The following is a 19,877-nucleotide window of genomic DNA, read 5'->3' on the forward strand; positions in this document are numbered from 1 at the left end:
GTCAATCCCCGGGCTGGAGCGCCCCGGTGATATCATCGGCCAGTAGCAGCATGGCCAGACCGTGCCCCTGCTTCTCACGCCCGTGCTTATCGCGCCGGATAAGCGAGATGACGTTGTTGCTGAACGCATCTCGCACCTGACGGAATGCCAGGCGTCCATCGCGCAGCTCCTCGGCGACATCGAATTCGCTGAGGAAGGCCACGGCCTCGCCGGAGACCGCGAGGCGCTTCATGGTCTCGATCGAATTGGTGTGAAAAGCCGGTTCGATCGCGAGCTCGGCCTTGGCGAAGGCTTCGGCGACGATGCCGTGCATGACCATGGCGCGGTCGGCGAAGATGAGCGGGTACGGGGTGCAACCCGCGAGCGGGATCGTATCGAGCTGCGCCAGCGGATGATGCGGGGAGACAACGACTCCCAGCCGGGTATTCATCTGCCAGCAGACCTCGACCCGTGTCGATGACGGCACGTTGAAGCCCAAACCCAGGTCGGCCTCGCTGTTCTCGACCGCGTGCAGGATGTCCTGGGTGCCCATGGTGCGAATCGAGATGCGCACCCGGGGGTGGCGAGCGCGGAAACTCGCTGCGGCAGTGGCGACTACACCGCTGGCCAGCCCGGTCATGGTCGCGATCACCACTTCGCCACTGCCCAGTGCGTGCAGATCGCGGATGTCGGCGACGGTTTCGCGGTACTGCTGCAACGTGCCTCGGATATGCGCGAGCAGGGCCTCACCCGCCGGGGTGGGCCGCATGCCGCGGGGCAGGCGCTCGAACAGCGGCTGATCCAATTCGGCCTCGAGCAGCAGGATCTGCCGGTTGATCGCCGAAGGCGCGACATGCAGCCGTGCTCCGGCCGCGCGAATGGATCCGAGGCGTGCCACCTCGTCGATGTATTCCAGCAATCGTGAATGGAGCATGGCGCACCTCCTACGCGGAAGTGTACGAAAAAAGTGCACACATTGCGCGAAAACGGATGCTTGTGGGCAACGGTGTGGTCGAGTTCCATCAGTACCAAGGCGCGGGACACCGCACAGCGGCCCCGCCAGCTGCAAGTACGTGAACACGACGTGAGGACCGCCAATGCTCGATTCGACGACCGACAACCCGCTCGCAAACGCCGATGTGGCCGCCCAGGATGATCACGTACGCACGATCTTCGGCATCCTGGAAGGCGAGCGGGAGGCGGACCTGCTGCTGCGCAATCTCTACATTCTCGATGTGCACACCGAAAGCGTGTATCCCGGAACGCTTTTGGTGCATGGCGAGCGGATCATCGCGCTCAATCCGGACGAGTCGATCGTGCGGTTCCGGGAGGAGTTCGACGGCCAGGGCCTGTACGCGATTCCGGGTCTGATCGACGCGCACCTGCATTTCGAATCCCAGCTCGCGCATCCGGCGGCGTTCGGTGAGGCGATCGTGCCCAGCGGAACCACCACGGTATTCGGTGAGACACTCGATTTCGCCAGCGCGGCGGGGGATGAGGCGGTCGAGGCCGCGCGGGCGCTGTTCGCCGATCATCACAAGCTGCCCTATCGGCTCTATGCGTTCGCGCCGGGCAAGAAGACCTCTACCGAGGTCACCGAGGCGATGCTGGAGATGGATCCGGTCATCGGGCTGGGGGAGCTGGCGCACCTGTCGTATATGACCGGCAATGCCGACGACTTCCGCAAATCCGCACTCGGGCGCGCCAACGCGGGAGTGGTGAACTGCCACTGGGGCGTTACCGCGCTCTCGGACACCCTGCTGAACTACATGCCCGCGATCGGCGTCGACAACAATCACGATGTCTGGAACGAGGACGACATCGAGAAGAGTGTGCGTTACGGGCTCAACACCCAGATCAAATTCGGTGTCGGCAGCCCCGAGGTGATTCGAACCATGTTGCGCGCCATCGTGAAACGGCGCTGGCCCGCGGAGAACTTTCAGCTCTGCGCGGACAATATCTCGGTGGATCGGGTGCTGCGGCTCGGGCATATCGACTGGGTCATCTCACTGGCCATCGAGATGGGGATGCCGCCGATCCAGGCGATCAAGATGGGCACGCTGTACACCGCGCGCTCGTTCCATCGCGATCGCGATCTCGGCTCGCTGAGCCCGGGGCGATTCGCCGATATCGTGCTGACCGACAGTCTGTCGAAGATCAACCCGCGCTTCGTGTTCAAGGGCGGCAAGCTCGTCGCTCAGGATCGCAAGCTGATCGCTCCCGCCGGAATCGACTATTCGGTGCTGACCAAGCAGGCCCGGCCCGGACTCGGTGACCTGCGTTCGGAGCAGCTCGATCTCGTGCCGCTCGAGATCTCCGAGGACGGCACTCAGGCCAAGGTGCTGCTGTTCGATGTGTACGGGCGCGGGCATCTCAAGTTCGCCCAGGAGGTGTGGGTGCCCTTCCGTGACGGCGTGGTGGTGCCCGAATATGAAGACGCGCAACTGAACCGGATTTCGGTCGTCCAGCGCTACGCCGACGGTGAGCGGCATGTAGTCAACGGATTGTTCAAGGGCGTCTCGATCGAGCGTGGCGCGGTCTCCACCTTCTGGCCCGCTCCCTCGGCCTATTTCGTGGTCGTCGGCTCGGACAGTGCCGAGATGCACGAGAACCTCTCGCAGCTCGACGCTCTGGTCGGCGGGTGCATCGTCACCGAAGACGGCGAATCGAAAGCTGTTCTTCCCCTGAACTTCTACGGCGTGATGGCCGATATGGACCTCGCCGAACTCGTCGAGGCCACCCGCTCCATCGACGACGCCCTCGCCAAGCTGGGCAACCACAACGAAGGTGAGCCGGTGGTGAACAAGCTGCTGACGCTGTTCATCTCGCTGGACCGCTTCGGGTTCATGAAATAGCAAGGGATGCAACGGTTATGCAGCACGACAACAACACCGGAGTCATCGACACCGGAAACAAGGTGCGCCGCTGGATCACCTACGTCGCCGGAATCTACATCCTGACCCTCGGCCTGAGCCTGGCCGTGCGCGCCGGCATCGGCATCTCCCCGCAGAGCAGCCTCACCCGCACCATGACGCTGGTGCTGCCGCCGCTGACCCAGGGCAACTTCAACCTCATTCTCGAAATCATCATGCTCATCGCGACATTCCTGGTGAGCCCGAAGACATTTCGCGCCGCCAACCTGCTCGCGATGATCCCCGCCCTGATCCTGGCCCTGCTCCTGGACTTCAACCTCTCACTGACCACGTGGATCCATCTCGGGTCCTACCCACCCAAACTCGTCCTGCTGTTCTTCGCCGACGCCATGCTCGCGTTCGGGCTGTTCCTGATGATCCGCGCCAACCTGGTGCTGATGCCCATCGACATGTTCGTCAACACCCTCCAGCAGAAAACCGGCTGGAAATGGGGCAACATCAAAACCGCCTTCGACTGCACCCTGCTGGCCCTATCCGCAACGATCGGCCTGCTGTGCCTCGGCGCACCCCACTTCATCCGCGAAGGCACGATCATCAACGCCATCCTGGTAGGCCAATACATCAGGCTCTACTTCTATCTCCACAACAGGTACACAGCCCGAAAGTCCACCGCCCCAGCCATATCCGATCCTATAGCGGACTGAGATCCCTCGATGCCGGACAGGGCCACTGTCCGGCATCGACGCGTGCTGCTCACGTAGCCCCGATTGCCAACGGATCCAAGGAACCCGGATGGGGCGGAGCTCGCACCACGGCCCGCGGAATGCTCAGGTCTGGGAATGCCTGTCGTCATCTGGGGTTGTACGGTCTCGACAGGTGCCCGTTAGAGGATCTCGACCGTTTTACGGGACACGAATCGATACCGACAGCGGCGCTGAACTGATTAGCCAAATGTTCGGAGAGAACGTGTTTATCGCCTTCGTTACGGTCAGCATCCTCGGAGTGCTTTTCAACGGTGCCGCAGCCGTGACGTATCTGATCGGCCGCGAGTACCCCAAAACCCAAGCGGACATGAAGGGTATCCCGCGCAAGTACGTGCCCGTGCTCGGCACCTTGCTGGCCGCAGGTGCTATCGGGCTGCTGGCCGGGCTGGCCGTGCCGATCCTCGGAACGCTGGCCGCCATCGGTCTGGTGCTGTACTTCATCGGAGCGATCGCCGCGCACCTGCGGGTGGGCTCGCGCAATATCGTTGGCGGAATCGTCTTTCTGGCCACCGCGATCGCGATTCTCGTGTTGGGCCTGAGCTACCACGGCGCCTGGTGAGACCACTGCAAGGATGAACCGATCGACCGCGGCCGTAATATTGGTACCGGCGATCACGGAGTGGATGAACAGGCGAACGGCGGAGGCGGGTATGACCGACGAGGAGATCGTCGTCTCGTTTGCCCTGACCCGACTGGACAACGCGAACCACGACCTCGATCTGGAAGAGGTTGCCGCCCTGGTAGTGCGCCGCCTGACCCCTGATCAGATGCTCGACCTCGCCACCCGCAACCTCGCCGCACGAGATGAGCTACGCGGAGCGTTGTTCGAGTCCGCGGTCGAGCAGGTGCTCCGGATCGTCCTGTCGGCCCGAGGGCCCGTCGACTGACGAACCGATGCACCACGAGGGCGCTCCGGACACGCTGGAGAAGTACTTCACGTCCTGCTGAGATGCCACTGGAACATTCACCGTGGCTGGTCGAAGTTCGGATTGAGTGACGCAGCCTCTCAGACGATTTCGGGATCCCAGGTCGCCGCGGCCCAGATGACGACCGCGTCGAGGGCGATGAGCACGACCGCCCACCATGAGGCGTAAGGCAGGGTGAGGAAGTTCAGGACCATCGACAGGGCGGCCAGGCCGATGGCGAACATCCGGCCCCAGGCCGCGCCCATGATCAGGCCCAGTGCGGCGATGGCGAGGAGCGCGCCGACCACGATGTGGATCCAGCCCCAGGTGCTGAGGTTGAGGCGGTAGGAGTAGTTGTGTACCTCGGCGAAGAGTCCGTCGTCGGAGACGGCTGAAATCCCCTGCAGGATGGACATGGCCGCGACGGCGAGCAGCAATGTGCCTGCGGCGAAGGAGATTCCGAAGGCGAATCCCTGTCGAACGGGATGCGCTTTGACCGGTTCACTCATGGCAGCACCTTTCCGAATCGGGCGATAGGGCCACTGTCACCGACGGATCACGCGGTGCGCCTCACCTGAATCGGATGAGTTGGAATCCGGGGGGTCAGCGGTCTCCGGTCCGGCTGCCGACGGTGTGCACGATGACCACCCGCGGATTCCACGGCACGATATCGTCGACCTTGCGTTGTAATTGCTCGACCGCGGGCAGATCGGTCGGCGCGAGCACGTTCACGGTCGCGGTATCGCTGTGCAGGGTCACCTCGGTGACCTGCGCGCCCGGTACGTCGGTCAGCCATTCGCGGGTGGCGTTGGCGATCCGATCGGCCCACAGCGAGGACAGTGAATTCACCACCATCGGTACCGCGACCAGTGCCAGCGCCGCGGCCAGAACCGCGTAGGCGCGGCCCCGGCGGGCCTCGCCCACGCCCGCTTCGTGGGCGTATCCGGTGGCGACGAGCACCACGGTGGCGGTGATGATCATCGCGATCATGTTGGAGGCGAACAGGATGAACGCGCCCAGCGCGAGGGACGGGGCGTGCGAGCCCAGGCACACCCCCACCACGGCCAGCGGCGGTACGAGCGAGATCGCGATGGCCACACCCGGCAGGACGTCACCGACGTCGCGGCGGATCATCGCGATCACGCCGACCAAGCCGGTGGCCAGCGCGGCGGTGAGGTCCATCAGCTTCGGCGAGGTGCGGCCCAGCACTTGGGAATTGGACAGCACATTCGTCGGATTGGGCAGCAACTGCGCGAACAGGTACCCGACCACGATCACCAAGAGCACCCCCATCGCGACCAGCAGCAGGCTGCGACCGACGAGAGTCGCTCTGCCCGTGGCGATTCCGAGCGCCACACCCAGGATGGGGACCGACAACGGCGCCACGATCATCGCCCCGATCACCGTGGCGGTGGAATCGCCGATGACGCCGGAGATCGCGATGACGCTCGACAGGGTGAGCATGATCCAGAACGCCGACCGCTTCGAGCGCGTATCCCCGGCGGTGAAATCGAGCCGATCGTGCAGCTCGTCGAGGGTTCGGCGTTGGCTGCGCGGTGCCAGCAGATCCATGACGCTCTCCTCAGTCGGGTAGTTGGCGCATCTCCAGCAGGGTCAGTCCGAGGTTGTCCAGACGCGCCAGGATGCCCCGCATCGCGGTGGCATCGGTGACCGCGCCGAATAGCGTGGTCGTGCCGTGCGTCGGAGGGGTCCACGACAGGTCGGGAAACGCCGCCAGCGCGCGGTCGGACAACTCACCCTCGACCACGAACTGGTATCTCGTCGACATCGGCCATGGACCTCGCTTTCCCGCCACGCGTGTGGTTCGGGCGTCGGCGAGTCACCCGAGCTCTGCTCGTACCGCACTCTGCGCGCGCTGTGAACGAGCAGCTTCATCCGATACGGGTGAATTGGGCTGGGCGAGGTTCAGAGCAGACCACTGCGGCGAGCCACGGCCATGACCTTCACCCGCGAGTTGGTGCCCAGCTTGGCGTAGATGCCCCGCAGATGGGTTTTGACAGTGTTGATCGAGACTCCCAGATCATCGGCGATCTGCTGGGTGGTGCGCGCGGACGGTAGCTGCCGCAGCACCTTGAGTTCGGTATCGGTGAGCGCGGGATGCCGAGAACGTCTGTGCACCAGGGGATGTCGGCGAATGAACGCGGCGAAGCCGTTCTGGTGGGCGAGGCTGCCGGCGAAGGCGTCCAACAGCTCGAGCGCGCCGCCGACATCCAGGAACGGTCGCACGATGCCTTCGGGCGCGGCACGACGTAGCGCGTTCTCCATACCTTCGCGTGCGTGGGTCACCGCACCCAATTCGTGGTGCGCGCGAGCGTGCAGCAGCCACGCGGTCACCGCGTGGACCGGATGGGTGGGCGCGGACGGGTCGAGCAGGGGCCGAACGAGGTCCAGCACCGCACGTGAGCGATTGGCCGCGGCCTCGAGCGCGGCTTGGGCCACCATGACCTCGGGCGAGTCGCCGTACACGGTGCGTGCCTGATCGACCAGGAGTTGGGCCTCGTAGGTCTGGGACACCGCCAGCAATCGCCACACCACGAAGGGGATCAGCCCGCCACTGTTGGTGGCCGGATGCGTGTCGAGCAGACGACCGAATTCGTGTCGCAGCGTCTCGGCGTCCCGGCTCGGATCGTCGGTGCTGTCGGCGCGGGTCAGCACCGCGACGATATGGGCGAGCCAGCCCCCGAGCGGACCCGTCGATCCGTCGAAATGCTGCTGCTCCCACCGCGCGGAACGCGACGACGCGATATCGGAATGCTCGCCTTGCACATACGCGCCCAAGCCCGCGATCGCCGCCGCGTGCGCGGCTTCGGCGGTGTCGTCCAAGTGCTGTTCGTGTGCGAATTCCAGTGCGGCTTCGGCACGTTGGCGCATGGCGGTGAGGCTGCCGTCGAGGCCCGCGCTCAATGCCAGGCGAGTGCGGGCGCGCAATCGCAGGCGCGGGCACGCCCGCTGATCGGCCACCGCGATGGCCGCCCGCAACCTGCGTTCGGCCTCGGGTACGTCGCCGGTTGCCAACAGCGCGGTGGCGGATTCGACGGCGAGGTAGAAATCCACATCCGATTGTCCTGTCGCGGTGGGGATTTCGGTGTCCTCGGTGCCGGAGAAGGTACCCGTGGCCATGGCCAGCTCGATATCGACGGCGCGGGTGAGGGCGGTGAGAGTCTCGGCGTGGACCAGCGAACTCGCTTGTGGGCGAGCCTGTTCGAACGCGTCATGGTAGGCGCGGGCGGTGGCGAGGTCGGTCCGGCTCAACGCGTCCACGACATGGAGTAATCGTACGAACGGGTCCGAGAGCGACCCGGGGTCCATTGCCGCCAATCCATCGAACAGCAGCGCGCCCTGTCCCTCGACAGTCAAGGCCAAGGCGTGTTCGTTCACGAAGTCCCGCAGCGGCTGCTCGCGCGCCACGGCCAGCAGATGAGGCAGCGCCGCGGCGATCTCGCCGATCGATTGCAGGTACAGGGCGGTCCGCAGCTGGAGCTCGTCCGCTATTTCGGTGCCCAGGCGGTTGAGTTCGGCCCGAAAGTACGTGCGCAGCATCGGGTGGAAGACGAACCAGGTGCTGCCGTTTCGCCGCACGCTGGTGAGTGGATAGTTCAGTGAGGTGAGTTCATGCATCCACTGGGCCGAGCCGCCGCCGATCAGGCTGTCGGCCAGCTCCTCGGTGAATTCGGCGGGAATGCTTGTGTAAGTGAGGAATAGGCGCAATCCGGGGGAGAGGGTGCTGATGAGCTCACCCGCCAGCAGATCGGAGACCGGTCTGGGCAGTGTGGCGAGCGCGGCGAGGGCCTGGGCCGGCTCCTCGCGTCGTGAGGAGAGGTAGATCGCGGCGATACGCACCAGCGCCGCCCAGCCGCGGGTGAGGTCCAGCAGCGCGTCGATACCGGATTCGTCGAGCGCGCAGTCCTGTTCGCGGCACAGCTGCTGGACTTCGGCGGCCGAGAACGCGAGATCCTGCGCGGACCATCGGCGCAGTTGCGAACTCAGTTCCAGCAGGTGCCAGCGGATGGGAGGGTCGAATCTGGCCGAGAGAACGATGCGCACGCATGCGGGGGCGTGCAGGAGGAAATGCTCGAGACCGGCGAGGGTCACCGGGTCGGTGGCCAGATGTGCGTCGTCGATGACGAGCAGGGTCGGCAGGTCGCGTTCGGAGAGCGCGTCGGCGAGATCCGCGGCTTCGCTCAGGGGTGTGGTCAGCAGGCCTCGGGCCGGGGTGGGCAGGTCCCATTCCGCGCGCAGGCGCTGCCATATGGTCGGGGTCGAGTGCGGCCCGTCGATCAGGGTCACCCATGCCACACCTCCGGGGAAGGCTCGTGGAGAGTGCTGGGAAACCCACTGGGTCAGCAGTACGGTTTTGCCGGTGCCGACGGGAGAGCAAATGAGCAGCACGTTCTCGTCGGAGTCGATTATCGCGTCATTCAACTGCGCCACTTGGCGGCGTCGGGGCACCGCGGAAAAGGCCAGTATCGGGATTCCGTCTCCTGTCGTCGAAGATCGGCCCGGTCGCCTTGCCGGTCTTCGACTGTGGGAAACGGTCATCGTGGCTCCTGCGGCGGCCCGATAGTGGTCTATGGCCCTCGACAAGGCACGTTATCGGAGTCAATCGCCCACATTGGACACCCGGCAGGAGTGTGTCCGAAACTTCACCCGGAACGGGTGAAGGGATATCCGCACACGTCGACATAGCGTGGGCGGTCCGATGCGCTCGACATTCCCGGACGGTCGGACGAGCGGATCCACGCGGTGCGGCACCCGGACCGCAGTCGCCGCCACCGCTCCGGGGATGAGGGTCAGCAACCTTTGAGCGGGAGGTGGACCAGGGTGCCGGACACCGACGCAGCCGAACCCGGTGCCGTGCGGGTCCCGTGGTCCATCCCGCGCGGATTGATCGTGCTGCTGGCCACCGCGAGCATGGTGATCTCGATCGCGGGCATGAAGGTGTTCGCGTCGATCATCGGACCCGTATTCCTGGCGCTCATGCTCACCGTCGCGGTCCAGCCGATTCAGTCGTACCTTCGCCGCCGCGGCTGGCCGGCCTGGCTGGGCATGGTGACGGCGCTGATCGCGGCGTACGCGATCGTGGTGGGGTTGCTGGCGGTGCTGGTGGTCTCGGTGGCCCAGTTGGCCACCGAATTACCCGACTACTCAACACGTTTCGATGATCTGCTCGGTGGACTTCGCTCCACACTCTCGGGGCTGGGGGTCGGTCGGGACCAGATCCACGACCTGCTCAGCGGAGTGAGTTTCCAGCAGGTGCTGTCCGCGCTCGAGACGACGCTGAGCGGTCTCGCCGGGGTGTTGTCGAACCTGGCGTTCGTGCTGGCGCTGCTGTTGTTCATGGCCTTCGACGGCATGTCGATCGGGCGGCGGATGGAGATCGTGGATCAGGTACGGCCCGACATCGCTTACGCGCTGGGCTCTTTCGCATCCGGAACACGCCGGTATCTGCTGGTGTCAACGGTTTTCGGGCTGATCGTCGCGGTGCTGGACGGGCTGGCGCTGTGGTGGCTCGGGGTGCCGCTCCCACTGCTGTGGGCGGTGCTGTCGTTCATCACGAACTTCATTCCGAACATCGGTTTCGTGGTGGGACTGGTACCGCCGGCGCTACTGGCCCTGCTCGAAGGTGGACCGCGACTGATGATTTGGGTGATCGTTGTGTACTGCGTGATCAACTTCGTCATCCAGTCGATCATTCAACCCAAGTATGTCGGAGACGCGGTCGGCCTCAGCGTCACCGTGACATTCCTGTCGCTGATCTTCTGGACCTGGGTGCTCGGCGCGTTGGGGGCGTTGCTGGCGATTCCGCTCACCCTGCTGGTGCGGGCCCTATTGCTCGATATCGATCCGACCACCCGCTGGGCGAGCGCGTTGATCAGCAGCGCGCCCGGTCCGGTCGGCGGCAATTCCGCTGGGGCGGTGTCTGCTTCACCCGAATCGGGTGAGCCCTCGACCGCACACCGCGCAATACCGTGACCGGATCGCCCCACACCGGGCGGTATACCGCCGACGCAAATCGAGGTGCACCATGTCGTTCTGGGACGCAATCTGGCTCATCATCGTGAGCTTCGCGTTCATCGCGTACCTGCTGCTGTTGTTCTACATCATCGGCGATCTGTTCCGTGACCGGCAGACCTCGGGCTGGGTGAAGGCGGTCTGGATCATCTTCCTGATCTTCCTGCCCATGCTCACCGCGCTGGTGTACCTCATCGCGCGCGGCAGCGGCATGCAGGAGCGGTCGGAGGCGGCGGCCCGGCAGATGCAAGCCGCGCAGGCCGATTACATCCGCGACACCGCGGGCACCAGTCCGGCGGCTCAGATCGCCGACGCCAAACGGCTGCTGGCCGACGGCACGATCACCCAGCAGGAATTCGACCACCTCAAGGCCAAAGCACTGGCATGAACCACCGGTAAGCATCACGCCCGCCGCCGAATTCGACCTTCGGCGGCGGGCATTTCTCAACTCAGGTTCACCACGCCGCGCACGGTGAACAGCGCTCCGAAGCCGAGCAGCACCGCCAGCGATAAGGCGCGGCTGTGGCCGAGCATCCAGGACTCGGCGCGATCGAGTCCGGTGCGGGCGCGTTCGCCGAGTGCGGCGAACACGATCATCGGAATCAGGAAGTCCAGCGAGGCGGCGAGCAGCAGGATCGCCGTGGCGATCAGGGCGGCCGCGGTGCCGACGTGCGAGCTCGACACTGTGCTCATCGCCGCGATCATGATGAACAGATTCGGGTTGATCACCGCCAGGGCGACGCCGATGACGAAAGCCTTTGGCGGGCCCGCGGTGTCGAGTTCCAGGAGCAGACGAGGTCGCTTGGCGACCGGTGGCGGTTTGCGCAGCGCCATCCAGCATCCGATGGCCAGGAACAGCAGCCCGACCGCCAGTCCGGCACCGTGCGAGACCTCCGGTGAGGTCGCTCCAGGATCCGACGCACCGCCCAGTAGTGCCGAGAGCGCGATCATCGAATAGACCACGAGGAATCCGGCGCCGAACGCCGCGGCGTTGGGAATCGGCGCCCGCGAGTGCAGTAGCAGGATGCATCCGATCACCGCGCCCGGTGTGATGAGCAACCCCACCATTTCCGGAAGTAGTTCCAGCAGTAGCTCACCCATGCTCGACTCCTGGTCTCGGTGTCGAATCGCGCTCGCCGCCACCGGGTTCGGGGCCTGCGGGGAGATCGGCGATCGCGGATCGGATCGTCGGATACACCGCCGAGGTCAGTGTGCTGTTGTCGGTGGACCCCAGCTCGTCACCGAATTGACCGATCGAGCGGGCGATACGGAAATCGATGCGCCGCCGGGCAAGGTTGTCCCGCAAGGCCGTCAGCATCGCGGCGGCGGTGACGTCGATGGACGGTGAGGTCTCCGCGTCCAGGACCACGAGCCGGGTGCGCTCGGTGCACAGTTGCTCGATGTGCTCGCGGACATAGTCCGCGTTGGCGAAGAACAGACCCGATTCCACCCGCACCACCACTACATCGGGCCGCAGTGGCAGATCCGGATGCCGCTGCGCGTCCAGCCAGAGCGACCCCTGTTCGGCCAGCCGCGCCACATGGGGCTGGGAGGCGCGATAGACCAGCAGCAGCATGGAGATTCCGATGCCGATCAGCAGACCCGGAAGCGTGTCGAACAGCAGCACCCCGGCCATCGCGGCCACCGCGGCGATGAAGTCCGCGCGTGCGGCGCGCCCGTAGATGCTGCCGAGGCGTTCGGTCCAGACCCGGTACAGCGCGCGCAGTGCGGCGATGTCGACGAGTTCGATCACGGCCGCGATCACCACGCCCGCCAGGGTCGCCTCGGGCAGCTTCTCGAACAGTCCGGTCAGGAACAGCAGTGTCAGTACGGTCAGCGCCGCGACGGTCAGTCCGCTCAATTGTGTTTTGGCCCCGGCCGATCCATTGACCGCGGTCTTGGACAGGCTGCCGTTGACGACCATTCCCGAGGCGAGCCCGGATCCGAGGTTGGCCGCGCCGAGCCCGAACAACTCCCGATTGGCGTCGACGGTGTAACCGGCTTTGGCCGCATACGTTTTCGCCGCGTCGAGCCCTTCGGCGAAACCGATCAGCACGACACCGACCGCGGGGCCGAGCAGGTCGAGGTAATCGTGCAGGCCCACGCCGCCGGGCAGCCCCACCGCGGGCAGACCCGAATCGATGTGCCCGACGATGGCGACGCCGTGATCGTCCAGATGCAGCACGGCAACGGCGGCGATGCCCAGCAGCACCGCCAGCAGTGATCCCGGTACCAGTGGCAGCCAGCGCCGCAGTCCCAACACCACCGCGAGCGCGATGCCGCCGACAAGCAGTGCGCGCCAATTGGTGTCGCCCAGATGGGTCAGTACTCCCCATGCCTGCTGGAAGAAGTTTCCCTCATGCTTGTGGATGCCGAGCAGTTTCGGAACCTGGCCGATGATGATCGTGAGCGCCAGGCCGACGATGAACCCCTTGAGGACCGGTTCGGAGATGAACGCGGCCACGAATCCGAGCCGGATCAGTCCGGCCAGCAGCCCCACCAGTCCGGTCGTGATGGCCAGTGCGGTGGTCAGGGCGATATAGCGGCCGCTGTCGGCTCCCGCCAGCGGAGTGATGATCGCCGCGGACAAGGCCGCGGTCGCCGACATCGGCCCGACGATCAAATGGCGCGAACTGCCCGCCAGCGCGTACAGCACCAGTGCGGGCAGTGCCGCGTACAGTCCCGCGACCGGTGGGACCCCCGCGATCGAGGCGTAGGCCAGGGCTTCGGGCACCATGACCGCCCACACGGTCAGGCCCGCGATCAGGTCGGGGCGCAGCCACTTGGACTGGTAGCCCTGCAAAGACTGGAACACCGGCCACGTCGTCATCGGCTACCGTCCATCCTGTCCTCGACCGCTCGTGCGGTTCACAGACCGCCCACGCCCTTGCCGATCACGGCCGCGCCCATCACCAACAGCACGATTGCCATGACCGCGTGATTGTTGGATTGCAGCCACCGCCGGGTGGCATCGAGGCTCTCGCGCAGGCGGTCCGCGGCCACCGCGTAGCCGAGGATGACCACCAGCACGCTGGCGTCGGCCAAGACGGTGAACACCACGACGGCCACCGATTTCTGGCCCGCGCCGAGCGAGCTGGATCCGATGGTCACACCCGCGGAGACGCACAGCAGCAAGTTTTTCGGGTTCACCGCCGACAGCAACAGACCCAACCCCACAGCCTTGCTCGTGGTGAACTCGTCGATGGCGCGCATCCATCCCGGCGGTTGCTCATCCGAGTGTTTGCGCCACTGGGATGCGGCCAAAGCCAGCAACGCCACGCCCAGCCCGACCTTGACCCAGGACCCGGCGGTCGCGGGTTCCCGGTCATCGGAGCCGCCCAAAACTCTGGACAGCGCGACGAACACCGTGGTCGCCACGGCGATACCGGCTACCCAGCCGAGCGCGAACCCCGTCCCGGACCCGGAAGCGTTGCTCGACAGGATCATCAAGATGGCGGCCACGATCGGTATCGGGGAAATCGCCACACCCACCGCCAGCGGGAGTAGATCACCCAGGACGCTGCCCATCCGGGCACGGTAGGCCGGTGTGCACGCCGCGCGGCTCACACGTTCCGGGTGAAGTCGAGTGCCGATGCCTATCGCACGCCGATCAGGGGCGGGAAGGGCCGTGATGTCCTTCATCCGTTTCGGGTGAGGTGGCACGTGGCGAGGCGCTGACAGCATCAGCGCCATGACCGAATCATCGAATCCCGGACCGGTCGAACTGGTCGTGCTCACCTTTCCCGGCACGCGTGTCGACGCGGCGGTGCGGGCCGCGCTGAGTGAGGTCGTCGATCGGGGGTACGTCACGGTGCTGGACCTGATCTATCTGTCGAAGGATCTCGACGGCTCTCTCACCGAGGTGGAGATCGATGAGCCCATCGAAGAGCTCGGCCTGGCCGGGGTGAGCGTGGACGTGCGCGAGGTGATCAGCGACGACGACCTGGACCTGGTGCGCGACACTTTGCGCCCGGGAACCTCGGCGATCGTGGTGGTCTACGAACAGAGCTGGGCCCGCGGACTCGCCGACGCGGTCACCGCCGCGGGAGGGGAAGTCGCGCTGCACGTGCAGGTCCCGCACGACACCATCGAGGCCGCCTTGGCCGCCCCGTGAGAAAGGTTGCCGCACATGATCATGCGTAGAGGCCGAATCGGCCGACCCGGCTTACTCGGAACCGTGGCCCGCACCGCGGTCGTCGCGGGCACCGCCAGCGCTACCGCGAACGCGGTCAACCGGCGGTCGCAGCAACGGACAGCCGAACAGGAGGCGTTCGCGGCGCAGCAAGCCCCGGCCTATCAGCCGGCCCCGGTCTATCAGGCGCCACCGGCACCGGCGTCCCCGGACGACGGTGACGATCTGGTCGCTCGGCTCGAGAAACTGGGCTCATTGCACGCGTCCGGCGCGCTCTCGGATGCGGAGTTCGCCGCGGCCAAAGCTCGATTGCTCGCCTGAGTAGGGCTGAGCCGCGACCCGCGAGTGGTTGAAATGCCTATAACCCCAATGATTCTCGATCCGAAGGAGTGGCCGACATGTTCGCTGGAATCGCCCGTGCGGCGGCGGCCGCCGCGATCGCCGTCCCGCTCGTTGCCCTCGCCGCACCGTCCGCGTCCGCGGATCAGCCCGCGCCAACGGTGAACCAGCCCGGGAGAACGAACGTGGACGCGCCCTACATCTCGATCACCATCTGCGTGCACATCCCCACACCCGGATCGGCCACCTTGGACTGGTGCTGGCCGTAACCGCCGGCGCGGCGATTGATCCCTCATGCGTTCGATGAGATCGCGAATGTCGTTGGCGCAGCGGGCCGCCGCGTTTCGTATCGCGGCCGTCGGCGGCTGGCTGCGCGATACGCGCCCCGGCCGGACCGTGGCGCGTGTGGTGCAGGGCTTGGTCGAGATCCAGATCGTGGATCGGGCCTTGGCACTGGCAGCGCAGATGTTCACCTCGGTGCTGCCGGTGATCATCGCCGCGTCGGTGTTCAGCGGCTGGCATACCGGCGCGGAGACGATCAGTGACCAGTTCGGTTTCAACACAGGGACGTTGGCCGCGCCCGACGCGGACACCTCGGATCCGTCGCTTGCCGCGTTCGGCGTGGTCGGCCTGCTGATGGTGGTGCTCAGTGGCACGTCCTTCGCCCGCGCGCTCGGCCGGGTGTACGGCGCGGTGTGGCAGGTGCCGTCGATGGGCCCGCGCGATGCGTGGCGATGGCTCGCGGCACTGCTGGCGGTGGCGCTGTCGGTCGGGCTGGTCGGGCAGACCCGCGACCTGTCACATGTGCACTATGTCGGGTTTCCGCTCGCGGTGATCGGCGAACTGGTGGTGTGGACGCTGGTCTGGACGTTCGCGGCGTTCCTGCTAACCAAGGGCGCGCTGACCGGCCGCTTGCTGTGGGTCACCGGTGCGCTGACCGCGGTGGGTCTGACGGCGGTGCATGCGGCCGGTCGCGTCGCCCTGCCGCGGATCACGGCGAACGCACAACAGCATTTCGGGTCCTTGGGCCTGGCGTTCACTTCTGTGAGTTGGCTTTTCGTGATGTCGATCGTCATCGTCGGTGCCGCGGCTGTCGTTCGGGCGTTCGCGGATGACGAGACGTTCATCGGCCGCTACCTTCGTGGTCCCGATGGCGTAGTCGACATATCAGATCGACTGTGACTCAACCTTTTCCGTATGCGTCGTTGCGCGCGCATCGTCGGGTGCGGGTGCGCTCGCCACTTCGAGCACCAGCAACGCCGCTGCCGCGATGAGTGCCGTTACGATCACCACCAGCCCGGTCGGGTATCGCCAGAAGATCAGGGTGATCGCCGCGAGAGCCAGGATCAGCACCCGCAATGGGCCCCGGAATCTGCCCAGGGCCACCGCGATCGCACCGGGTTCCCGTGCGGCGCGCCGCGAGCGCAGCACGCCGATCGCCCGCGCGTACGCGGTGCGGATCGCGACCGCGCCGCGCGCGGATCCGGCTCGACAGTCGCCGTGGCTCCGGGTAGTCGGTCTTCGGCGGGCCGGCGTATCGGAAGATGGTCCTCAGAGCGGGCGGAAGGCGCGCGTGTCGGTGGAATCGGTCGCGGTGGTGACGATTTCGGTGAGAACCGCGCGTACGCCCGCGATCTGGTCAGCCCCGACGCGGGCGGTCAGGCGGCGTTCGTAGTCGGCGTGGAATGCGCGCACGGTGTCGAGCATGTCGCGGCCGCGGTCGGACAGGTGCAGGAGTTTGGCGCGTTTGTCGGTGGGGTCGGGGTGGCGTTCGACGTAGCCGTGCCGGACCATCTCGTCGACGACCTTGGCCGCGCCCTGGGCGGTGATTCCGAGGTGTTCGCCGAGTTGGCTTGCGGTGAGGGCGTTGTCGGCGAGGGTGCGCAGCACGTAGCCGTAGGAAGCGCCGAGTACCTCGTGGCCGTGCGCGGCCAGGTGGGCGTGTAGCTCCTGGACGAATCCTTGGTATGCCTGTCCGAGCAGGACGCCGAAATCCATGCTTGACTCCCTTCGTGTCGATATGTTCAACTCAAGTTGTACACCACAGTTGAACACCTTGGTTGAACATCTAGGAGTAGAGCATGCCACTGATCAAATCCGCCGACGCACCCACCTTCCAGGCCCCGCTCATGACCGCCGTCGGATTGGCCGCTCCGAGCCGGGGTTCCAGCGAGAACAGCGTGTGGCGCTTCACCTTGGAAGCAGGCAGCCCCGGGCACGCACACGCGGTGTCGCGGGAGGAGATCTTCATCGCGCTGTCCGGGCAGGCGCGGGTGAGCATTGACGGCGACACCCACGACTTCACCGCCGGGGATGCCCTGATCATCCCCGCCCACACCGTCTTTCACCTCAGCGTCCCCGGCGATCAGCCGTTCGAAGCGGTAGCGGTGCTCCCGGTGGGCGCCTACGCCCAAGCCCCCGGCGGCGACCGCGTGAGCCCGCCCTGGGCCCAATAGTCCACGCACACAACATTTTCTCAGGAGAGTCATGCCACTCATCACCGCCGCCCAGGCCCCGCGTTTCGACAACGACCACGCGAGCTTCATCGGCCTGGCCGCCCCCAGTCGCGGATCAACCGAGAACTCCGCCTGGCGCCTCATCCTCAAGCCCGGCGTCGACGCCCCACCTCACGCCCTGGACCGCGAGGAGATCTTCATCGCCCTCTCCGGCTCGATGCAAGTCACCATGAACGACGAAACCCTCACCGTCACAGCCGGAGACGCCCTCATCGTCCCCGCCCACCAGCAATTCGCCATGGCCAACCCGCACCCCGAACCCTTCGAGGCAATCGTGGTCCTCCCCGTCGGCGGCCAAGGCCTGATCCCCGGCCAGCTCCCGGTCATCGCCCCCTGGGCGCGCTGAACAGTCCACCCTGCCAAAAACAAGGCATTCAGCGCGGAATATCTGGTGTGCGAGCAAGCCGATCTGCACGCCGTGACAGATCTTCTGAACAAGTGGCAGCACATCGCGGCGATGGAATCGGGTTCACCAGGTTCGTGGTTCGAGGTTTTGGCGAAGGCCGAGCAGATCCTGCGAGCGGGTGGGCGAGCCGAAACCGTCACCATCGAGGAGCACCGGGCCGCGATCGCCCGTCGGCTGCACGCCGACTGATTGGTGATGCGGGCGAGGCAGTCAGTCGGGCTTGTCGGTTGCTGCTGGGGTGGGGCGAGCGGGGACCTTGCGACCCAGGAGCTTTTCGGCCTCGCGACGATTGGCTTCGACTTGCTCGGGCGTCAGTTCGCTGCGGCGTGTGCGCCATGTTTCCTGCGTCAACGCACTCATTATTCGCCGCCGTTCATGATTGCCTCGATACGCCATTGAGCTTTCCTAACCCTAGAGCTGGTGTGCTCGCGGGACATGTATGCGGTCAGTTGCTTTGGCGGCGGAGGGTTGCGGCGCCGCCGAGGAGGGTGGCTATGGCGAAGAGGGCGAGGATGAGGAGGTCCAGCCAGAGGGTGGTGGTGGGGAGGGGGAAGGTGCCTACTTCGCTCATGGCTTCGGCGGCGTAGCGCAGGGGCATGATGTCGCTGGCGAGTTGGAGGGGGGTGGACATGTCCGAGCGGGGCCAGATGAGGCCGCAGAGCAGGATTTGGGGGAAGACGATCGCGGGCATGAATTGCAGGGCTTGGAATTCGGTGCGGGCGAAGGCGCTGGTGAGCAGGCCGGTGCAGCAGCCGAGGATGGCGGTGCTGACCGCTATCAGCAGGACCGTGGCGATATTGCCTTGGGTGCGCAGGTCGAGCAGGCCGTAGGCGATGGCGCAGGCGATGCTGGCTTGGATCGCGGCCAGGGCGGCGAAGGCGATGGCGTAGCCGAAGAGCAGGTCGAGTTTGTGCAGGGGAGTGCTCAGTAGGCGTTCGAGGGTGCCGCTGACGCGTTCGCGGAGCATGGCGACGCTGGTGATCAGGAACATCGAGGTGAAGGGGAAGATGCCGAGCAGCATCAGGCCGATCTGGTCGAAGATGTCCAGGCGGTCCACGAAGATATAGCGCAGCAGCGCCAGCAGCAGGCTGGGGACGGTGATGACCAGGGCGATGGTGCGGCGGTCGTGCCGGACCTGGGTCAGGACCCGGGCGGTGGTGGCCAGGGTGAGTGAAATGGACATCAGGCGAGCACCTTTCGGTCGGTCGCGGTGTCGGACTGTTGCAGGATCAGGCGCAGGAACGCCTCCTCGAGATCCTGGGCGCCGGTGGCAGTGCGCAGATCCGCGGGAGTCTCGTCGGCCAGCAGGCGGCCGTCGCGCAGCAGAAGCAGGCGCTCGCAGCGGTCGGCTTCGTCCATGACATGGCTCGACACCAGCAGTGTGGTGCCCGCCTCGGCGAGATCGTGGAATTGCGCCCAGATATCCCGGCGCAGAACGGGATCCAGGCCCACGGTGGGTTCGTCCAGGATCAGCACGTCGGGGTGCGCGAGCAGCGCGCACGCCAGCGACACCCGGGCGCGCTGACCGCCCGACAGGTCATCGACCATGCGATCGGCGATATCGGCCAGCCCCACATCGCGAATGGCGGCATCGGCCGAAGCCGCCCCGGTGCCTTGGATTTTGGCGAAATAGCGGGCGTTCTGGCGGATCGTCAGATCGCCGTACACCGAGGGCTGCTGCGTCACATAGCCCACGCGCCTGCGCAATTCGGCGGTCCCGGCGGGATGACCCAGCACGGTGACGCTGCCGGAGCGGATGCGCTGCACCCCGACGATGGCGCGTAACAGTGTGGTCTTGCCCGATCCGCTGGGCCCGAGCAGTCCGGTCACGCTGCCCGGCGGTAGCGCGAAGCTGATCTCCCGCAGCACCTGCTGCTTACCGCGGGCCACACTCAACTCCCGCACATCGATTGCGGTGTCGCTCATTTCG

Annotated in this window: 25 protein-coding genes; 13 read left to right on the top strand and 12 right to left on the bottom strand. The window is 65.9% G+C overall.

Features of this window, described 5'->3' with window-relative positions:
* Position 1: 1 nt before the first annotated feature.
* Positions 2-913: a LysR family transcriptional regulator gene (locus AB0L82_RS32100; protein ID WP_364644754.1), complete on the bottom strand. Its 912-nt coding sequence runs from the start codon at positions 911-913 to the stop codon at positions 2-4.
* Between the two features lie 163 nt (positions 914-1,076).
* Here AB0L82_RS32100 and AB0L82_RS32105 point away from each other — a divergent pair, with 163 nt between their 5' ends.
* The 4 genes from AB0L82_RS32105 to AB0L82_RS32120 all read left to right on the top strand — a co-directional run bounded on the left by AB0L82_RS32105 (position 1,077) and on the right by AB0L82_RS32120 (position 4,503).
* Positions 1,077-2,834 carry an adenine deaminase C-terminal domain-containing protein gene (locus AB0L82_RS32105; protein WP_364644757.1) on the top strand — a complete coding sequence of 586 codons (1,758 nt, stop codon included), beginning with the start codon at positions 1,077-1,079 and terminating at the stop codon, positions 2,832-2,834.
* 17 nt (positions 2,835-2,851) lie between these two features.
* A complete protein-coding gene (locus AB0L82_RS32110; RefSeq protein WP_364644760.1) occupies positions 2,852-3,556 on the top strand; it encodes a DUF6198 family protein in 705 nt (234 codons plus the stop codon).
* Positions 3,557-3,803: 247 nt separating this feature from the next.
* A complete protein-coding gene (locus AB0L82_RS32115; protein ID WP_364644763.1) occupies positions 3,804-4,175 on the top strand; it encodes a DoxX family protein in 372 nt (123 codons plus the stop codon).
* Between the two features lie 91 nt (positions 4,176-4,266).
* Positions 4,267-4,503: a hypothetical protein gene (locus AB0L82_RS32120; protein WP_364644766.1), complete on the top strand. Its 237-nt coding sequence runs from the start codon at positions 4,267-4,269 to the stop codon at positions 4,501-4,503.
* Between the two features lie 119 nt (positions 4,504-4,622).
* Here the strand turns inward: AB0L82_RS32120 and AB0L82_RS32125 are convergent, their stop codons facing one another.
* The 4 genes from AB0L82_RS32125 to AB0L82_RS32140 form a co-directional block, all read right to left on the bottom strand.
* Positions 4,623-5,030, bottom strand: coding sequence for a hypothetical protein (locus AB0L82_RS32125; RefSeq protein WP_364644769.1), 408 nt, complete (start codon positions 5,028-5,030; stop codon positions 4,623-4,625).
* 94 nt (positions 5,031-5,124) lie between these two features.
* Complete coding sequence (locus tag AB0L82_RS32130; RefSeq protein ID WP_364644772.1) at positions 5,125-6,093, bottom strand: TIGR00341 family protein; 969 nt, start codon at positions 6,091-6,093, stop codon at positions 5,125-5,127.
* 10 nt (positions 6,094-6,103) lie between these two features.
* Positions 6,104-6,310: a hypothetical protein gene (locus tag AB0L82_RS32135; RefSeq protein WP_364644775.1), complete on the bottom strand. Its 207-nt coding sequence runs from the start codon at positions 6,308-6,310 to the stop codon at positions 6,104-6,106.
* Between the two features lie 137 nt (positions 6,311-6,447).
* Positions 6,448-8,964: a LuxR C-terminal-related transcriptional regulator gene (locus tag AB0L82_RS32140; RefSeq protein WP_364644778.1), complete on the bottom strand. Its 2,517-nt coding sequence runs from the start codon at positions 8,962-8,964 to the stop codon at positions 6,448-6,450.
* 399 nt (positions 8,965-9,363) lie between these two features.
* On the opposite strand from AB0L82_RS32140, the gene AB0L82_RS32145 reads away from it, so the two are divergent.
* Positions 9,364-10,515 carry an AI-2E family transporter gene (locus tag AB0L82_RS32145; RefSeq protein ID WP_364644781.1) on the top strand — a complete coding sequence of 384 codons (1,152 nt, stop codon included), beginning with the start codon at positions 9,364-9,366 and terminating at the stop codon, positions 10,513-10,515.
* Positions 10,516-10,567: 52 nt separating this feature from the next.
* On the top strand, positions 10,568-10,942 hold the full coding sequence (locus AB0L82_RS32150) for an SHOCT domain-containing protein (RefSeq protein ID WP_364644784.1): 375 nt from the start codon (positions 10,568-10,570) through the stop codon (positions 10,940-10,942).
* A gap of 56 nt (positions 10,943-10,998) precedes the next feature.
* Here the strand turns inward: AB0L82_RS32150 and AB0L82_RS32155 are convergent, their stop codons facing one another.
* Genes AB0L82_RS32155 through AB0L82_RS32165 form a run of 3 tightly spaced genes read right to left on the bottom strand, consistent with a single transcriptional unit; the run spans position 10,999 to position 14,082 of the window.
* Positions 10,999-11,655 carry a GAP family protein gene (locus tag AB0L82_RS32155; protein ID WP_364644787.1) on the bottom strand — a complete coding sequence of 219 codons (657 nt, stop codon included), beginning with the start codon at positions 11,653-11,655 and terminating at the stop codon, positions 10,999-11,001.
* On the bottom strand, positions 11,648-13,384 hold the full coding sequence (locus tag AB0L82_RS32160) for a SulP family inorganic anion transporter (RefSeq protein WP_364644790.1): 1,737 nt from the start codon (positions 13,382-13,384) through the stop codon (positions 11,648-11,650). The genes AB0L82_RS32155 and AB0L82_RS32160 overlap by 8 nt, the downstream gene beginning before the upstream one ends.
* A 38-nt stretch (positions 13,385-13,422) precedes the next feature.
* Positions 13,423-14,082: a GAP family protein gene (locus tag AB0L82_RS32165; RefSeq protein WP_364644793.1), complete on the bottom strand. Its 660-nt coding sequence runs from the start codon at positions 14,080-14,082 to the stop codon at positions 13,423-13,425.
* A gap of 163 nt (positions 14,083-14,245) precedes the next feature.
* On the opposite strand from AB0L82_RS32165, the gene AB0L82_RS32170 reads away from it, so the two are divergent.
* The 4 genes from AB0L82_RS32170 to AB0L82_RS32185 all read left to right on the top strand — a co-directional run bounded on the left by AB0L82_RS32170 (position 14,246) and on the right by AB0L82_RS32185 (position 16,207).
* On the top strand, positions 14,246-14,668 hold the full coding sequence (locus AB0L82_RS32170; RefSeq protein ID WP_364644796.1) for a DUF6325 family protein: 423 nt from the start codon (positions 14,246-14,248) through the stop codon (positions 14,666-14,668).
* Between the two features lie 15 nt (positions 14,669-14,683).
* On the top strand, positions 14,684-15,007 hold the full coding sequence (locus AB0L82_RS32175) for an SHOCT domain-containing protein (RefSeq protein WP_364644800.1): 324 nt from the start codon (positions 14,684-14,686) through the stop codon (positions 15,005-15,007).
* Positions 15,008-15,084: 77 nt separating this feature from the next.
* Positions 15,085-15,294 (top strand): hypothetical protein, encoded by a 210-nt coding sequence (locus tag AB0L82_RS32180; RefSeq protein ID WP_364644803.1) that lies wholly within the window; start codon positions 15,085-15,087, stop codon positions 15,292-15,294.
* 46 nt (positions 15,295-15,340) lie between these two features.
* The gene (locus AB0L82_RS32185) at positions 15,341-16,207 is read left to right on the top strand and encodes a hypothetical protein (RefSeq protein WP_364644806.1); all 867 of its coding nucleotides are present in this window, start codon (positions 15,341-15,343) and stop codon (positions 16,205-16,207) included.
* On the opposite strand, the gene AB0L82_RS32190 is transcribed toward AB0L82_RS32185, so the two are convergent.
* Both AB0L82_RS32190 and AB0L82_RS32195 read right to left on the bottom strand, forming a co-directional pair.
* A complete protein-coding gene (locus AB0L82_RS32190) occupies positions 16,193-16,456 on the bottom strand; it encodes a hypothetical protein (protein WP_364644809.1) in 264 nt (87 codons plus the stop codon). The two genes, AB0L82_RS32185 and AB0L82_RS32190, sit on opposite strands and share 15 nt — an antisense overlap.
* Positions 16,457-16,576: 120 nt before the next feature.
* The gene (locus AB0L82_RS32195) at positions 16,577-17,023 is read right to left on the bottom strand and encodes a MarR family transcriptional regulator (protein ID WP_364644811.1); all 447 of its coding nucleotides are present in this window, start codon (positions 17,021-17,023) and stop codon (positions 16,577-16,579) included.
* Positions 17,024-17,106: 83 nt separating this feature from the next.
* Between AB0L82_RS32195 and AB0L82_RS32200 the strand changes: the two genes are divergently transcribed.
* The 3 genes from AB0L82_RS32200 to AB0L82_RS32210 are packed head-to-tail and all read left to right on the top strand — an operon-like array spanning position 17,107 to position 18,136.
* A complete protein-coding gene (locus AB0L82_RS32200) occupies positions 17,107-17,481 on the top strand; it encodes a cupin domain-containing protein (RefSeq protein WP_364644814.1) in 375 nt (124 codons plus the stop codon).
* A 31-nt stretch (positions 17,482-17,512) separates the two neighbouring features.
* Positions 17,513-17,887, top strand: coding sequence for a cupin domain-containing protein (locus AB0L82_RS32205; RefSeq protein WP_364644817.1), 375 nt, complete (start codon positions 17,513-17,515; stop codon positions 17,885-17,887).
* A gap of 45 nt (positions 17,888-17,932) precedes the next feature.
* Complete coding sequence (locus tag AB0L82_RS32210; protein WP_364644820.1) at positions 17,933-18,136, top strand: DUF6247 family protein; 204 nt, start codon at positions 17,933-17,935, stop codon at positions 18,134-18,136.
* A gap of 256 nt (positions 18,137-18,392) precedes the next feature.
* On the opposite strand, the gene AB0L82_RS32215 is transcribed toward AB0L82_RS32210, so the two are convergent.
* Both AB0L82_RS32215 and AB0L82_RS32220 read right to left on the bottom strand, forming a co-directional pair.
* Positions 18,393-19,130, bottom strand: a complete 738-nt coding sequence (locus tag AB0L82_RS32215) for an ABC transporter permease (protein WP_364644823.1) — start codon at positions 19,128-19,130, stop codon at positions 18,393-18,395.
* Positions 19,130-19,873, bottom strand: a complete 744-nt coding sequence (locus AB0L82_RS32220) for an ABC transporter ATP-binding protein (RefSeq protein ID WP_364644826.1) — start codon at positions 19,871-19,873, stop codon at positions 19,130-19,132. The genes AB0L82_RS32215 and AB0L82_RS32220 overlap by 1 nt, the downstream gene beginning before the upstream one ends.
* Between the last annotated feature and the right edge of the window lie 4 nt (positions 19,874-19,877).

The sequence above is a fragment of the Nocardia sp. NPDC052001 genome, assembly GCF_040680615.1.
Classification (GTDB): domain Bacteria; phylum Actinomycetota; class Actinomycetes; order Mycobacteriales; family Mycobacteriaceae; genus Nocardia.

What these genes read in the sequence shown, in the direction of transcription:
- AB0L82_RS32100 (WP_364644754.1), bottom strand. Translation starts at nt 913, where the DNA reads ATGCTCCATTCACGATTGCTGGAATACATCGACGAGGTGGCACGCCTC.
- AB0L82_RS32105 (WP_364644757.1), top strand. Translation starts at nt 1,077, where the DNA reads ATGCTCGATTCGACGACCGACAACCCGCTCGCAAACGCCGATGTGGCC.
- AB0L82_RS32110 (WP_364644760.1), top strand. Translation starts at nt 2,852, where the DNA reads ATGCAGCACGACAACAACACCGGAGTCATCGACACCGGAAACAAGGTG.
- AB0L82_RS32115 (WP_364644763.1), top strand. Translation starts at nt 3,804, where the DNA reads ATGTTCGGAGAGAACGTGTTTATCGCCTTCGTTACGGTCAGCATCCTC.
- AB0L82_RS32120 (WP_364644766.1), top strand. Translation starts at nt 4,267, where the DNA reads ATGACCGACGAGGAGATCGTCGTCTCGTTTGCCCTGACCCGACTGGAC.
- AB0L82_RS32125 (WP_364644769.1), bottom strand. Translation starts at nt 5,030, where the DNA reads ATGAGTGAACCGGTCAAAGCGCATCCCGTTCGACAGGGATTCGCCTTC.
- AB0L82_RS32130 (WP_364644772.1), bottom strand. Translation starts at nt 6,093, where the DNA reads ATGGATCTGCTGGCACCGCGCAGCCAACGCCGAACCCTCGACGAGCTG.
- AB0L82_RS32135 (WP_364644775.1), bottom strand. Translation starts at nt 6,310, where the DNA reads ATGTCGACGAGATACCAGTTCGTGGTCGAGGGTGAGTTGTCCGACCGC.
- AB0L82_RS32150 (WP_364644784.1), top strand. Translation starts at nt 10,568, where the DNA reads ATGTCGTTCTGGGACGCAATCTGGCTCATCATCGTGAGCTTCGCGTTC.
- AB0L82_RS32155 (WP_364644787.1), bottom strand. Translation starts at nt 11,655, where the DNA reads ATGGGTGAGCTACTGCTGGAACTACTTCCGGAAATGGTGGGGTTGCTC.
- AB0L82_RS32160 (WP_364644790.1), bottom strand. Translation starts at nt 13,384, where the DNA reads ATGACGACGTGGCCGGTGTTCCAGTCTTTGCAGGGCTACCAGTCCAAG.
- AB0L82_RS32165 (WP_364644793.1), bottom strand. Translation starts at nt 14,082, where the DNA reads ATGGGCAGCGTCCTGGGTGATCTACTCCCGCTGGCGGTGGGTGTGGCG.
- AB0L82_RS32170 (WP_364644796.1), top strand. Translation starts at nt 14,246, where the DNA reads ATGACCGAATCATCGAATCCCGGACCGGTCGAACTGGTCGTGCTCACC.
- AB0L82_RS32175 (WP_364644800.1), top strand. Translation starts at nt 14,684, where the DNA reads ATGATCATGCGTAGAGGCCGAATCGGCCGACCCGGCTTACTCGGAACC.
- AB0L82_RS32180 (WP_364644803.1), top strand. Translation starts at nt 15,085, where the DNA reads ATGTTCGCTGGAATCGCCCGTGCGGCGGCGGCCGCCGCGATCGCCGTC.
- AB0L82_RS32185 (WP_364644806.1), top strand. Translation starts at nt 15,341, where the DNA reads ATGTCGTTGGCGCAGCGGGCCGCCGCGTTTCGTATCGCGGCCGTCGGC.
- AB0L82_RS32195 (WP_364644811.1), bottom strand. Translation starts at nt 17,023, where the DNA reads ATGGATTTCGGCGTCCTGCTCGGACAGGCATACCAAGGATTCGTCCAG.
- AB0L82_RS32200 (WP_364644814.1), top strand. Translation starts at nt 17,107, where the DNA reads ATGCCACTGATCAAATCCGCCGACGCACCCACCTTCCAGGCCCCGCTC.
- AB0L82_RS32205 (WP_364644817.1), top strand. Translation starts at nt 17,513, where the DNA reads ATGCCACTCATCACCGCCGCCCAGGCCCCGCGTTTCGACAACGACCAC.
- AB0L82_RS32215 (WP_364644823.1), bottom strand. Translation starts at nt 19,130, where the DNA reads ATGTCCATTTCACTCACCCTGGCCACCACCGCCCGGGTCCTGACCCAG.
- AB0L82_RS32220 (WP_364644826.1), bottom strand. Translation starts at nt 19,873, where the DNA reads ATGAGCGACACCGCAATCGATGTGCGGGAGTTGAGTGTGGCCCGCGGT.